Raw genomic sequence first — 14,325 nt, 5'->3', positions numbered from 1 at the left:
ATGTTTACAGTAATGTAACCTTCCCGTAAAATGCCCGCACACTTTAAGCGCCACCAGACCCCCGTGGAATTGAGGTCGTTAAATGAGACTCAGGAAATACAATAAAATTTTGGGAATGTTGTCATTAATCACAGGCGCGGCGTTACTGAGCGGCTGTGATTCTGCACTTCTCAATCCAAAAGGACAGATTGGACTGGAACAACGTTCATTGATACTGACGGCTCTTGGGCTGATGTTGATTGTCGTGATCCCCGCCATCGTGATGGCTATCGGTTTTGCCTGGAAGTACCGGGCGTCGAACAAGGAAGCCAAATACAGCCCCAACTGGTCGCACTCGAACAAAGTTGAAGCTGTGGTTTGGACGATTCCCATCCTTATCATCATTTTCCTTGCGGTACTGACATGGAAAACCACGCATGCGCTCGAACCCAGCCGTCCGCTGGTGCACGATGCGAAGCCGGTGACCATTGAAGTCATTGCAATGGACTGGAAGTGGTTCTTTATTTACCCGGAGCAGGGCATCGCAACGGTCAATGAGATTGCGTTCCCGGCGAATACGCCTGTGGAATTCAAAATCACATCGAACTCGGTGATGAACTCCTTCTTCATTCCGCGACTGGGTAGCCAGATCTACGCGATGGCTGGGATGCAGACCAAACTGCACCTGATTGCCAACGAAGCCGGCACCTACGATGGTATTTCTGCTAACTACAGTGGTGCTGGTTTCTCCGGCATGAAGTTCAAAGCAATCGCAACGCCGGATGCTGCGACCTTCAACCAGTGGGTAGCGCAAGCGAAGCAGTCGCCGAAAGTCATGAATGACATGGACGCGTACAACAAGCTGGCAGCACCTAGCGAATACAATAAAGTCGAATACTTCTCCAGTGTTAAACCTGACCTGTTTGTTAATGTGATTAACAAATTTATGGGACCTGGGAAGAGCATGGACGTGACTCAGGCTGAAGGCGAACAGAACTCGCACGAAGGCATGGAAGGCATGAACATGAATCACGCGGAAACCTCTCACTAAGGGGCCGAGGAATAATACGATGTTCGGAAAACTTACACTGGATGCAGTGCCGTACCATGAACCGATTATCATGGTTACGGTGGCAGCAATTCTCGTCGGGGGACTGGCGTTAGTTGCAGCACTCACTTATTTCGGTAAGTGGTCATATCTGTGGAACGAGTGGCTCACCTCCGTGGACCACAAACGCCTGGGGATTATGTATATCCTCGTCGCTATCGTGATGTTAGTGCGTGGCTTTGCCGACGCCATCATGATGCGTACCCAGCAGCTGCTGGTCTCGTCGGGCGAAGCCGGGTTCCTGCCACCGCACCACTACGATCAGATCTTTACCGCCCACGGCGTTATCATGATCTTCTTCGTGGCGATGCCGTTCGTGGTAGGCCTGATGAACCTGGTGGTGCCGCTGCAAATCGGTGCCCGTGACGTTGCCTTCCCATTCCTGAACAACCTGAGCTTCTGGTTCACCGTTGTCGGCGTGGTGCTGGTTAACATCTCGCTGGGCGTGGGCGAATTTGCTCAGACCGGCTGGGTCGCTTATCCACCGCTCTCGGGCATTGAGTACAGCCCCGGCGTAGGCGTTGACTACTGGATCTGGAGTCTCCAGCTCTCCGGTATTGGTACAACCCTGACCGGTATTAACTTCTTTGTGACCATTCTGCGCATGCGTGCCCCTGGCATGACCATGTTCAAAATGCCGGTATTTACCTGGGCGTCACTCTGTACTAACGTGCTGATTATCGTCTCGTTCCCTATCCTGACGGTAACCATCGCACTGCTGACGCTTGACCGTTATCTGGGCACCCATTTCTTTACCAACGATATGGGCGGCAACATGATGATGTACATCAACCTGATTTGGGCCTGGGGCCATCCGGAAGTGTACATTCTCGTTCTGCCAGTGTTCGGCGTGTACTCAGAAGTTGTGGCTACGTTCTCTAAGAAGCGTCTGTTTGGTTATACCTCCCTGGTATGGGCAACCATCGCGATTACCGTTCTGTCGTTTATCGTATGGCTGCACCACTTCTTTACCATGGGCAGCGGCGCGAACGTTAACGCCTTCTTTGGTATCACCACGATGATTATCGCCATCCCGACCGGGGTGAAGATCTTCAACTGGCTGTTTACCATGTACCAGGGTCGTATTCAGTTCCACTCCGCTATGCTGTGGAGCATCGGCTTCATCATCACCTTCTCTATCGGTGGGATGACAGGCGTGCTGCTGGCCGTACCGGGCGCGGACTTCGTACTGCATAACAGCCTGTTCCTGATTGCACACTTCCATAACGTTATCATCGGTGGTGTAGTATTCGGTTGCTTCGCTGGCCTGACCTACTGGTGGCCGAAAGCCTTTGGTTACACCATGAACGAGACCTGGGGCATCCGCGCCTTCTGGTTCTGGATCATCGGCTTCTTCGTGACCTTTATGCCACTGTACGCCATGGGCTTCATGGGTATGACCCGTCGCGTAAGCCAGAACATCGACCCGATGTTCCAGCCGCTGATGATTGTGGCTGAGATCGGTGCGCTGCTGATTGCTATCGGTATCTTCTGCATCATCATGCAGATCTACACCTCCGTACGCGATCGCGATCAGAACCGCGACCTGACGGGTGACCCGTGGGGTGGCCGTACGCTGGAGTGGGCAACCTCTTCACCGCCGCCGTTCTATAACTTTGCCGTTGTGCCGCACATTCACGAACGTGATGCATTCTGGGAAATGAAAGACAAAGGCGAAGCGTACATCCAGCCGACGCACTATGAAGAGATTCATATGCCGAAAAACAGCGGCGCGGGTGTCATTATCGCAGCGTTCAGCCTTATCTTTGGCTTTGCCATGATCTGGCATATCTGGTGGATGGCGATCCTCGGCTTTGCCGGCATGATCGTGAGCTGGATTGTGAAAAGCTTTGATGAGGACGTGGATTACTACGTACCGGTTGCCACCGTTGAAAAACTGGAAAACCAGCACTTCGACGAAATTAGCAAGGCAGGACTGAAAAATGTCAACTGAGACCTTAACTCACGCTAACGCGCATGCCCACGAGCATGAGCACCACCACGATACAGGGTCGAACAAAGTGTTCGGCTTCTGGATCTACCTGATGAGCGACTGCATTCTCTTTGCATGTCTGTTTGCTACCTATGCCGTTCTGGTGAACGGCACTGCAGGTGGTCCGAGCGGGAAGGATATTTTCGAACTGCCGTTTGTGCTGGTTGAAACTGCCCTGCTGCTGTTCAGCTCCATCACCTATGGCATGGCGATTATCGCCATGAACAACGGTCGTCAAAGCCAGGTTATCTCCTGGCTGGCGCTGACCTTCCTGTTTGGTGCGGGCTTTATCGGGATGGAGCTCTATGAGTTCCATCACCTGATTGCTGAGGGCTTCGGTCCGGATCGCAGCGGCTTCCTGTCAGGCTTCTTTGCGCTGGTAGGGACCCACGGTCTGCACGTGACCTCAGGTTTGGTGTGGATGGCAATCCTGATGTTCCAGGTTTCCCGTCGTGGGCTGACCAGCACTAACCGTACCCGTCTGATGTGCCTGAGCATGTTCTGGCACTTCCTGGACGTGGTCTGGATCTGTGTGTTCTCTGTAGTTTACCTGATGGGGGCGATGTAATGAGTCATTCTACCGATCATAGCGGCGCCTCTCACGGCAGCGTAAAAACGTACATGACAGGATTTATCCTGTCGATCATCCTGACGGCTATTCCGTTCTGGATGGTAATGACCGGCTCCGCCTCGCACGCCACTCTTCTGGGTGTCGTGCTGGTGACGGCGGTGGTACAGATTCTGGTTCACCTGGTGTGCTTCCTGCACATGAACACCTCTTCTGAAGAGCGTTGGAACCTGGTGGCCTTTATCTTTACTGTGCTGATCATCGCCATTCTGGTGGTAGGCTCAATCTGGATTATGTGGAACCTGAATTACAACATGATGGTTCACTAAGAGCGGCGAGTATGATGTTTAAGCAATACCTGCAAGTAACGAAACCAGGCATCATTTTCGGCAACCTGATCTCCGTGATCGGGGGGTTCCTGCTGGCCTCCAAGGGCAGCATTGACTATCCCCTCTTCGCCTATACGTTGATCGGGGTGTCGCTGGTGGTGGCATCGGGTTGTGTATTTAACAACTACATCGACCGTGACATTGACCGTAAAATGGAGCGTACGAAGAACCGGGTGCTGGTCAAAGGCCTGATTTCCCCGAAAATTTCGCTGGTGTACGCCACCTTGTTGGGTATTGCTGGCTTTATGCTGCTGTGGTTTGGTGCTAACCCACTGGCCTGCTGGCTGGGGGTGATGGGGTTCGTGGTATATGTGGGCGTCTACAGCCTGTATATGAAACGCCACTCCGTCTACGGCACGCTGATTGGCTCTCTCTCCGGCGCTGCGCCGCCGGTGATTGGCTACTGCGCGGTTACCGGTGATTTCGACAGCGGTGCGCTGATCCTGCTGGCTATCTTTAGCCTGTGGCAGATGCCGCACTCCTACGCCATCGCGATTTTCCGCTTTAAGGATTATCAGGCGGCGAACATCCCGGTACTGCCGGTGGTGAAAGGGATCTCGGTAGCGAAGAACCACATTACGCTCTATATCATCGCCTTTGCCGTGGCGACCCTGATGCTCTCCCTGGGCGGCTACGCTGGATACAAATATCTGGCAGTAGCGGCAGCGGTTAGCGTCTGGTGGCTGGGTATGGCGCTGAAGGGGTATAAGGTCGAAGACGACAGAGTATGGGCGCGTAAGCTGTTCGTGTTCTCTATCGTGGCGATCACCTCCCTCTCGGTGATGATGTCCGTGGACTTTATGGTCCCGGATTCGCATAACCTGTTGACCTACGTCTGGTAATTTAAAAAAGATGTTACAAAAAGGGTGCTACGGCGCCCTTTTTTATTTATTAAATCAATAACTCATTGATGTACTATATTCCACGCTTTGCGCATCACGGGATAACCCGCCCCGCCTTCCCCTGCACTATACTGTGTCCGGTTTTTTGATTGAGGTAGTAATGAACGACTATAAAATGACGCCGGGCGAGCTACGCGCCACCTGGGGTTTAGGGACAGTATTCTCGCTGCGTATGCTCGGCATGTTTATGGTCCTGCCCGTTCTGACCACCTATGGCATGGCGCTACAGGGAGCCAGCGAAGCGCTGATTGGCTTTGCCATTGGCATTTACGGCCTGGCCCAGGCGGTATTCCAGATCCCTTTCGGCCTGCTGTCGGATCGCATCGGCCGTAAGCCGCTGATCGTCGGCGGGCTGGTGATTTTTGTCATTGGCAGCGTGATTGCCGCTCTCTCGGAGTCGATCTGGGGCATTATTCTTGGCCGCGCCCTGCAGGGCTCCGGGGCCATTGCCGCTGCGGTCATGGCTCTGCTCTCAGATCTCACCCGCGAACAGAATCGCACCAAGGCGATGGCCTTTATCGGCGTTAGCTTTGGCATCACGTTCGCTATTGCCATGGTGCTTGGCCCTATTATTACCCACCGGCTTGGCCTGCACGCCCTGTTCTGGATGATTGCGGGCCTGGCCACGGCGGGCATCATTCTGACGCTATGGGTGGTTCCAGACAGCAAAAATCACGTGCTGAATCGTGAGTCAGGCATGGTAAAAGGCTGCTTCAGTAGAGTGATAGCGCGCCCGCCGCTGCTGAAGCTTAACTTCGGCATTATGTGTCTGCATATCCTGCTGATGTCCACCTTCGTTGCCCTGCCAGGGCAGATGGAGGCCGCAGGCTTCCCGGCATCGGAGCACTGGAAGATCTACCTGGTGACGATGCTTATCTCTTTCGTCAGCGTGGTGCCGTTTATTATCTATGCTGAAGTGAAGCGCCATATGAAGCGGGTCTTCATCTTCTGTGTCATCGTCCTGCTGATTGCCGAGATTGTGCTCTGGGGGGCCGGGCCGCACTTCTGGGAGCTGGTCGCGGGCGTCCAGCTCTTCTTCCTGGCCTTCAACCTGATGGAAGCCCTTCTCCCCTCGCTGATCAGCAAAGAGGCCCCGGCGGGCTATAAAGGTACGGCGATGGGCATCTACTCCACCAGCCAGTTTATTGGCGTCGCCATCGGCGGCTCGCTGGGGGGCTGGGTTGACGGTCTGTTTGACTCTCAGACGGTCTTCCTGGCAGGCGCGCTGCTGGCCACCGTTTGGCTGCTGGTCGCCAGCACCATGCAGGAGCCGCCCTACGTCAGCAGCCTGCGCGTGGAGATCCCGGATGACGTGGCGATCACCGATACGCTTAAGCAGCAGCTGGAGAGCAAAGCGGGCGTCAGCGAGGTGCTAATTGTCCCCGAAGAGCGCAGCGCCTACGTGAAAATCGACAGCAAAGTAACGAATCGTTTTGAGGTTGAGCAGGCGCTCAGAGCCTAAAAAAATGCCCGGATAACCGGGCATTTTTATTAATCGCGGAAGTTTTTGAACTGGAACGGCTGCCCCAGATCGCCGCCACGCACCAGCGCCATGACTGACTGCAGATCGTCGCGAGCTTTACCGGTGACCCGGATCTCTTCTCCCTGAATCTGCGCCTGTACCTTCAGCTTGCTATCCTTGATGAGCTTCACGATCTTCTTCTGCACCGCGCTCTCAATCCCCTGCTTCAGCTTGGCTTCAACGAACCAGGTTTTACCGCTGTGCACAAACTCTTCCGGCACATCGAGAGACGTCCCTTCGATGCCGCGCTTCAGCAGCTTGGCACGCAGAATATCCAGCAGCTGATTGACCTGGAAATCAGACTCGCTCAGTACCTTAATGGTCTTATTGGCATCGTTCAGCTCAAACGTTGCCTCAACGCCACGGAAGTCGAAACGTGACTCAACTTCACGGCTGGCATTGTCTACGCCGTTACGGACTTCCTGAAGGTCAACTTCAGAAACAATATCGAAAGATGGCATCTTTTCTTCTCCTTTCATTTTTGTTGCGATGCATAATACCCGCAACAGGACATAACGAGAAGCTTAGCCGACGGCGCTATACTTAACGCATTGCCACCTGGCGCTGTTGCAGGTGAGGAGGAACAATGAAAATAACCGTGCTTGGATGCGGAGCATTAGGGCAACTGTGGCTGGCCGCGCTGTGTAAGCGTGGTCATGAAGTACAGGGTTGGCTGCGGGTGCCCCAACCCTACTGCAGCGTCAACGTGATTGATGAAGACGGCAGCGTGTTCAACGAATCCCTGACGGCGAACGACCCTGATTTTCTGGCCCAGAGCGATCTGCTGCTGGTCACGCTCAAGGCGTGGCAGGTCTCCGATGCGGTAAAAAGCCTGGCCTCTATGTTGCCCACTACCACACCGGTGCTGCTGATCCACAACGGCATGGGCACGGTGGAGGAGTTAAAAGCGATCCCCCACCCGCTGCTGATGGGCATTACCACCCATGCCGCCCGCCGGGACGGCAATATCATTATTCACGTTGCCAGCGGTACGACCCATATTGGCCCCGCCCGGCAGCAGGACGGTGACTACAGCTATCTGGCAGACACCTTGCAGGAGGTCTTGCCGGACGTGGCCTGGCATAACACTATCCGCCCGCAGCTGTGGCGCAAGCTGGCGGTCAACTGTGTGATCAACCCGCTGACGGCCCTATGGAACTGTCCAAACGGTGAACTGCTGGCGCACCCGGAGCTGACTGAGGCCATCTGTAATGAGGTGGCGGCCGTGATGGAGCGCGAAGGCCATCATACTTCAGCGGATGGCCTGCTCTATTACGTTAATCAGGTTATTGAAAATACGGCGAAGAACATTTCATCGATGCTGCAGGACGTTCGCGCCCAGCGCCGTACCGAAGCGGATTACATCACGGGCTATCTGCTGCGCCGCGCCCGCGCCCACGGTATTGCGGTGCCGGAAAATACCCGCCTGTATGAACAGATTAAACGTAAGGAGAGTGAGTATGAGCGCATCGGCACTGATATGCCTCGCCCCTGGTAGCGAAGAGACCGAAGCAGTCACCACCATCGATCTGCTGGTACGCGGTGGGATTAATGTCACTACCGCCAGCGTGGCCAGCGACGGCAATCTAACGGTAACCTGCTCCCGGGGCGTCAAGCTGCTCGCCGATGCCCCGCTGGTGGAGGTGGCCGACGGTGACTATGATGTGATTGTTCTGCCCGGCGGCGTTAAGGGTGCGGAGTGCTTTCGTGACAGTCCCCTGCTGGTCGAAACGGTAAAACAGTTTCACCGCTCGGGCCGGATCGTGGCGGCTATCTGCGCGGCGGCAGGCATCGTGCTAGTCCCGCACAATCTCTTCCCCATCGGCAATATGACCGGTTTTCCAGCGCTGAAGGATCGTATCCCTGAGGAGCAGTGGCAGGATAAACGTGTAGTTTGGGATCCACGGGTCAACCTGCTCACCAGCCAGGGGCCGGGAACGTCGATCGATTTCGCGCTGAAAATTATTGACCTGCTGGTCGGGCGCGAGAAAGCGCATGAGGTAGCGTCTCAGCTGGTAATGGCGGCGGGGATCTATAACTTTTACGAAGCGTAAAAGATAAAACGCCGGGTGGCGGCTTCGCCTGACCCGGCCTACATTATGCACTTTGTAGGCCCGGCAGGCTCGCCGGGCGTTTTCTTATGGGCGATACACCTTCACATTAGTGAAGCCCTGCTCGTGCAGGTAGAGCGCCTGCAGGCGGCTCATCACGCCACGCTCGCACCACAGCAGCCAGGTTTTGCTCTGATCGAGATCGCCAAATTTGGTGCTCAGCTTGTAGAACGGCAGCGTTACCACGTCGACGCCCTCCACCGCTAGCGGCTTGCTCTCCTGATCGTCCGGGGAGCGGATATCCAGCACCACGTCGTTCGGACCAAAGCCGGTGACGGTCTCTACCTCAACCACGTCTTCTTCGGTTCGCTGCGCGATCTCGCGGATGTCGACGTTGGTCGCCTCTTCCACCACCCGATCGAGGATCGCAAAATCGAAGTTCTGCTCTTCGGCTTCGATCTTCGACTTCACTGCTTTTACCGTCGGGCTTTTGGAGATCACGCCACAGTACTCCGGCATGGTACGGGAGAAGTCTTCCGTGCCGATTGCGCGGGCCACGTCGATAATGTGCTCTTTATCATGGGAGATCAGCGGACGCAGGATCAGCGTATCGGAGACGTTATCGATCAGACGCAGGTTGGTCAGGGTCTGGCTAGAGACCTGGCCCAGCGCTTCACCGGTGACCAGGGCCTGCACGCCGTAACGCTCGGCGACCTTAGACGCCGCGCGCACCATCATGCGTTTCAGCACCACGCCCATCTGACCGTCGTCAACTTTTTCCAGGATCTCGCCGACCACTGGCTCAAAGTTGATCGCCACAAAGCGTACGCGATGCGAGCTGCCGAAGCGGTTCCACAGATAGTGAGCCACCTGACGCACGCCAATCTCATGCGCTGCGCCACCGAGGTTAAAGAAGCAGTAGTGCACGCGGCAGCCACGGCGCATCAGCATATAGCTGGAGACGCTGGAGTCAAAGCCACCGGAGATCAGCGACAGGACATCCTCCTGAGTACCGATAGGGAAACCGCCGATGCCTTCCGAACGGTTGGTTATCAGCAGCAGGCGATCGTCTTCAATCTCCAGATGGACCGTGTAATCCGGGTGGGTCAGTTTTACGCGAGCGCTCTCAATATGCTGATTCAGCCCGCCACCGACGTAGCGTTCTACTTCAATGGAGCTAAACTCATGTTTACCGCGACGTTTCACGCGCACGCAGAAGGTTTTCCCCTCCAGCTGCTCGCGATACTGGGCCAGCGCTTTCTCAAAAATGTCATGCAGGGAGGTATAAGGCACATCTTCTACCTCCAGAATATGGTGGATCCCGGGAATACGGGTCAGCGCATCGCGGATAGCAGGACGCAGGGACTCGTCTTTGGTACGCACTTCCACGTGGTCCCAGTGACGAACGACTTTGATCTCTTCGTCTTGGTGCTTCAGAACGTTACGAATGTTTCCGGTTAAAATTTTAATAAAGCGCAAACGCACGGATTGGCTTTTGATGGTGATTTCCGGGAACAATTTAATGATAAACTTCATGGCGGCAAAGGTTCTTTGGCAAGTCGCATAGTGGACTTGTGGGGGATTAATACAGCAGCCCCTAACCGCGGCTGCTTCCAGGCGCGCAAGTATACCACCATCCGGGTCTACCTTGCACACCGCATGACCATTGCGCGTTATTTAATACGCGGCCCGACTTCGCTACCATAGCGCAGATGAATAAAACGAGAGTCAGACATCCTTATGGCAAAGAAAAACGACGCACCGGCCAGCTTTGAAACGGCGCTTACCGAGCTGGAACAGATAGTGACCCGTCTTGAGAGCGGCGATCTGCCCCTTGAAGAGGCCCTGAGCGAATTCGAACGCGGCGTGCAGCTGGCGCGCCAGGGGCAGACCAAGTTACAGCAGGCGGAGCAGCGCGTGCAGATCCTACTGTCAGAACAGGAAGAGGCCCCGCTCACCCCCTTCACCCCGGACGCCGAGTAATATGGATTTTACTGAACAATTAGAAACCTGCGTCGAGCAGGCTAATGCCGCGCTGCGGCGTTTTATCGCGCCCCTGCCCTTTCAGAACACTCCTCTGGTTGAGGCTATGAACTATGGCGCACTATTAGGCGGCAAGCGCCTGCGCCCCTTTTTGGTCTATGCCACAGGCAGCATGTTTGGTGTCAGCGTCAACACGCTGGATGCCCCCGCCGCCGCCGTGGAGTGCATTCACGCCTACTCCCTGATCCATGACGATCTGCCGGCCATGGACGATGACGATCTGCGCCGGGGCCAGCCGACCTGCCATATTAAATACGGTGAGGCGAGTGCCATTCTGGCGGGAGATGCCCTGCAAACGCTGGCGTTCTCTATCCTTGCCGATGCACCGATGCCGGAGGTGACCGATCGCGATCGGCTGGCGATGGTTGCCGAGCTGGCACAGGCCAGCGGCGTGGCAGGCATGTGCGGCGGCCAGGCGTTGGATCTGGACGCTGAAGGTAAACAGGTGCAGCTTGCCGAGCTGGAACGTATCCACCGCCATAAAACCGGGGCGCTGATCCGCGCGGCGGTGCGCATGGGTGCCCTGACCGCTGGTGAACGGGGTCGTGACGTGCTGCCGATTCTGGATCAATACGCCGAATGTATCGGTCTGGCCTTCCAGGTACAGGATGACATTCTGGATGTGGTGGGTGATACTGCAACTCTCGGCAAACGTCAGGGGGCCGATCAGCAGCTGGGTAAAAGCACCTATCCCGCCCTGCTGGGCCTTGAGCAAGCCCGGACGAAAGCTCGTGACCTGATTGACGACGCCCGCAGCGCGTTAGCGCAGCTGGCCGCCCACTCTCTGGACACCTCGACCCTTGAAGCGCTGGCCGACTTTATAATTCAGCGTGATAAATAAACAACAATGAGTCTCTGATGAGTTTTGATACTGCCAAATACCCGACCCTGGCGCTGGTAAATGCCACCCAGGATCTGCGCCTGCTGCCTAAAGAGAGCCTGCCGAAGCTGTGCGACGAGCTGCGCCGCTATCTTCTCGACAGCGTGAGCCGCTCCAGCGGCCACTTTGCCTCCGGGCTTGGCACGGTTGAGCTGACCGTGGCACTGCACTATGTCTACAACACGCCGTTCGATCAGCTTATCTGGGACGTCGGTCATCAGGCTTACCCACACAAAATCCTGACCGGTCGCCGGGATCGCATCGATACGATCCGCCAGAAAGGCGGCCTGCACCCCTTCCCATGGCGCGGCGAGAGCGAGTATGACGTGCTGAGCGTCGGCCACTCCTCTACCTCTATCAGCGCCGGGATTGGCATTGCGGTAGCGGCAGAGAAAGAGGGCAAACAGCGCCGCACCGTCTGCGTGATTGGCGACGGGGCGATCACCGCCGGTATGGCCTTCGAGGCGATGAACCACGCCGGTGATATCCGGCCGGATATGCTGGTGATCCTCAACGACAACGAGATGTCGATTTCCGAGAACGTGGGCGCGCTCAACAACCATCTGGCGCAGCTGCTCTCAGGCAAGCTCTACTCTACCCTGCGCGAAGGTGGCAAGCGGGTCTTCTCCAATGTGCCGCCGATCAAAGAGCTGCTCAAGCGCACCGAAGAGCATATTAAGGGCATGGTTGTGCCCGGCACCCTGTTTGAAGAGCTGGGCTTTAACTACATCGGCCCGGTTGACGGCCATGACGTGCTGGGTCTGGTCACCACGCTGAAAAACATGCGTGACCTGAAGGGTCCGCAGTTCCTGCACATCATGACCAAAAAAGGACGCGGCTACGAGCCAGCTGAAAAGGATCCGATCACCTTCCACGCCGTACCGAAATTCGATCCGGCCAAGGGAATGTTACCTAAAAGCAGCGGCGGCATGCCCTCCTACTCGAAAATCTTCGGCGACTGGCTGTGCGAGACGGCGGCAAAAGACAACAAGCTGATGGCCGTGACGCCCGCAATGCGCGAAGGCTCGGGCATGGTAGAGTTCTCCCGCACCTATCCACAGCAGTATTTTGACGTGGCGATTGCCGAACAGCACGCGGTGACCTTTGCCGCCGGGCTGGCGATTGGCGGCTACAAGCCGGTGGTGGCGATCTACTCTACCTTCCTGCAGCGCGCCTATGACCAGGTGATCCACGACGTGGCGATCCAGAAGCTGCCAGTGCTATTCGCTATCGACCGGGCGGGGATTGTCGGCGCGGACGGGCAGACGCACCAGGGCGCTTTTGATATCTCCTTCCTGCGCTGCGTGCCGGAGATGGTGATCATGACTCCGAGCGACGAGAACGAATGTCGCCAGATGCTCTACACCGGCTACCACTACAGTGAAGGTCCGAGCGCCGTGCGCTATCCGCGTGGTAACGCTGTCGGCGTCACCCTTGAGCCACTGGCCGCGTTGCCTATCGGTAAAGGGATCGTGAAACGTCAGGGTGAAGCGATCGCGATCCTTAACTTCGGTACGCTGATGCCGGAGGCGCAGAAAGCCGCCGAGACGCTGAACGCCACGCTGGTGGATATGCGTTTTGTGAAGCCCCTCGACGAGGTGCTGATTCTGGAGCTGGCCGCAACCCATACCTCGCTGGTCACCCTGGAAGAGAACGCCATTATCGGCGGCGCGGGCAGCGGCGTGAATGAAGTGCTGATGGCTAACCGTAAACCGGTTCCGGTTCTCAACCTCGGCCTGCCGGACTACTTTATCCCGCAGGGTACGCAGGAAGAGGCGCGCATCGAGTTGGGCCTCGACGCCGCCGGTATCATCGCAAAAATTCAGACCTGGCTGGCCTGAGCCTCCGGTTCCGCTCCTGCTATGCTTAAGGGTACTCGTACCCTTATGCAGGAGTGGAACCATGCAATACAACACGTTAGGAACAACGGACCTTAAGGTTTCCCGTCTTTGTCTTGGCTGTATGACCTTTGGCGAACCGGACCGGGGCAATCACGCCTGGACCCTGCCAGAAGAGAGCAGCCGACTCATCATCAAGCACGCCCTTGAGGGCGGCATCAACTTTTTCGATACCGCAAACAGCTACTCCGACGGCAGCAGTGAAGAGATCGTTGGCCGAGCGCTGAAAGATTTCGCCTATCGTGAAGAGGTGGTGGTCGCCACCAAGGTCTACCATCAGGTGGGCGATCTGCCGGAAGGTCTCTCTCGCCCGCAGATCCTGCGCTCGATTGACGACAGCCTGCGCCGGCTTGGCATGGAGTATGTTGATCTGCTGCAGATCCATCGCTGGGACTACAACACCCCTATCGAAGAGACGCTGGAAGCGCTGAACGACGTGGTCAAGGCCGGTAAGGCACGCTACATCGGCGCATCGTCTATGCACGCCTCGCAGTTCGCCGAGGCGCTAAAGCTTCAGGAGCAGCACGGCTGGGCACGCTTTGTCACCATGCAGAACCACTACAATCTTATCTACCGTGAAGAAGAGCGCGAGATGCTGCCGCTCTGTTATCAGGAGGGCGTGGCGGTGATCCCGTGGAGCCCGTTGGCGCGCGGTCGTCTGACGCGCCCGTGGGGGGAAACCACTGCTCGCTCGGTATCGGATGAATTTGGTAAAACGCTCTATAACGAGAGCGACGCCGGAGACGCGCAGATTGCCGAGCGGCTGGCGGCGATTGCAGAAGATACCGGAGCGACCCGGGCACAGGTGGCGATTGCCTGGCTGCTGAGCAAGCCCGGCGTGGCCGCACCAATTATCGGCGCATCCCGGGAAGAGCAGCTTGAGGAGCTGATTCAGGCGGTCGAGTTAACCCTGACGCCAGAGCAGATTGCCGAGCTGGAGACGCCGTACAAGCAGCATCCGGTAGTAGGATTCAAATAAGGGTAGTCATCCG

Annotated in this window: 14 protein-coding genes; 12 read left to right on the top strand and 2 right to left on the bottom strand. The window is 56.4% G+C overall.

Annotation, left to right across the window (positions count from 1 at the left end):
• The first annotated feature begins 82 nt into the window (after positions 1-82).
• From cyoA to FN633_RS08200, 6 genes are all read left to right on the top strand, one after another.
• Positions 83-1,030, top strand: coding sequence for a cytochrome o ubiquinol oxidase subunit II (cyoA, locus tag FN633_RS08225; RefSeq protein WP_154057377.1), 948 nt, complete (start codon positions 83-85; stop codon positions 1,028-1,030).
• Positions 1,031-1,049: 19 nt separating this feature from the next.
• The gene (cyoB, locus tag FN633_RS08220; RefSeq protein WP_154057376.1) at positions 1,050-3,041 is read left to right on the top strand and encodes a cytochrome o ubiquinol oxidase subunit I; all 1,992 of its coding nucleotides are present in this window, start codon (positions 1,050-1,052) and stop codon (positions 3,039-3,041) included.
• Positions 3,031-3,648: a cytochrome o ubiquinol oxidase subunit III gene (locus FN633_RS08215; RefSeq protein WP_154057375.1), complete on the top strand. Its 618-nt coding sequence runs from the start codon at positions 3,031-3,033 to the stop codon at positions 3,646-3,648. Before cyoB ends, FN633_RS08215 begins: the two co-directional genes overlap by 11 nt.
• Positions 3,648-3,977: a cytochrome o ubiquinol oxidase subunit IV gene (locus FN633_RS08210; RefSeq protein ID WP_154057374.1), complete on the top strand. Its 330-nt coding sequence runs from the start codon at positions 3,648-3,650 to the stop codon at positions 3,975-3,977. The genes FN633_RS08215 and FN633_RS08210 overlap by 1 nt, the downstream gene beginning before the upstream one ends.
• A gap of 11 nt (positions 3,978-3,988) precedes the next feature.
• Entirely contained in the window at positions 3,989-4,879 is an 891-nt protein-coding gene (cyoE, locus tag FN633_RS08205; RefSeq protein ID WP_072015238.1) for a heme o synthase, read from the top strand.
• 160 nt (positions 4,880-5,039) lie between these two features.
• Positions 5,040-6,401 (top strand): MFS transporter, encoded by a 1,362-nt coding sequence (locus FN633_RS08200; RefSeq protein WP_154057373.1) that lies wholly within the window; start codon positions 5,040-5,042, stop codon positions 6,399-6,401.
• A gap of 29 nt (positions 6,402-6,430) precedes the next feature.
• Here FN633_RS08200 and FN633_RS08195 read toward each other — a convergent pair whose 3' ends face one another.
• Positions 6,431-6,922, bottom strand: a complete 492-nt coding sequence (locus FN633_RS08195; RefSeq protein ID WP_208673981.1) for a YajQ family cyclic di-GMP-binding protein — start codon at positions 6,920-6,922, stop codon at positions 6,431-6,433.
• A 125-nt stretch (positions 6,923-7,047) separates the two neighbouring features.
• On the opposite strand from FN633_RS08195, the gene panE reads away from it, so the two are divergent.
• Together panE and yajL are read left to right on the top strand one after the other, a co-directional pair.
• The gene (gene panE / locus FN633_RS08190) at positions 7,048-7,959 is read left to right on the top strand and encodes a 2-dehydropantoate 2-reductase (protein WP_154057371.1); all 912 of its coding nucleotides are present in this window, start codon (positions 7,048-7,050) and stop codon (positions 7,957-7,959) included.
• Positions 7,922-8,515: a protein deglycase YajL gene (yajL, locus tag FN633_RS08185; RefSeq protein WP_154057370.1), complete on the top strand. Its 594-nt coding sequence runs from the start codon at positions 7,922-7,924 to the stop codon at positions 8,513-8,515. Before panE ends, yajL begins: the two co-directional genes overlap by 38 nt.
• A gap of 84 nt (positions 8,516-8,599) precedes the next feature.
• Here yajL and thiI read toward each other — a convergent pair whose 3' ends face one another.
• Entirely contained in the window at positions 8,600-10,048 is a 1,449-nt protein-coding gene (gene thiI, locus FN633_RS08180; protein WP_154057369.1) for a tRNA uracil 4-sulfurtransferase ThiI, read from the bottom strand.
• Positions 10,049-10,252: 204 nt separating this feature from the next.
• Here thiI and xseB point away from each other — a divergent pair, with 204 nt between their 5' ends.
• The 4 genes from xseB to FN633_RS08160 all read left to right on the top strand — a co-directional run bounded on the left by xseB (position 10,253) and on the right by FN633_RS08160 (position 14,312).
• Positions 10,253-10,495 carry an exodeoxyribonuclease VII small subunit gene (gene xseB / locus FN633_RS08175; protein WP_042391585.1) on the top strand — a complete coding sequence of 81 codons (243 nt, stop codon included), beginning with the start codon at positions 10,253-10,255 and terminating at the stop codon, positions 10,493-10,495.
• A gap of 1 nt (position 10,496) precedes the next feature.
• Positions 10,497-11,396, top strand: a complete 900-nt coding sequence (ispA, locus tag FN633_RS08170) for a (2E,6E)-farnesyl diphosphate synthase (RefSeq protein ID WP_154057368.1) — start codon at positions 10,497-10,499, stop codon at positions 11,394-11,396.
• Positions 11,397-11,413: 17 nt separating this feature from the next.
• The gene (gene dxs, locus FN633_RS08165) at positions 11,414-13,276 is read left to right on the top strand and encodes a 1-deoxy-D-xylulose-5-phosphate synthase (protein ID WP_154057367.1); all 1,863 of its coding nucleotides are present in this window, start codon (positions 11,414-11,416) and stop codon (positions 13,274-13,276) included.
• Between the two features lie 61 nt (positions 13,277-13,337).
• Entirely contained in the window at positions 13,338-14,312 is a 975-nt protein-coding gene (locus FN633_RS08160; protein ID WP_154057366.1) for an aldo/keto reductase, read from the top strand.
• Positions 14,313-14,325: the final 13 nt, after the last annotated feature.

This window comes from Pseudescherichia vulneris, from assembly GCF_902164725.1.
Lineage (GTDB): Bacteria > Pseudomonadota > Gammaproteobacteria > Enterobacterales > Enterobacteriaceae > Pseudescherichia > Pseudescherichia vulneris.
This window is presented reverse-complemented; position numbering and strand designations above follow the sequence as displayed.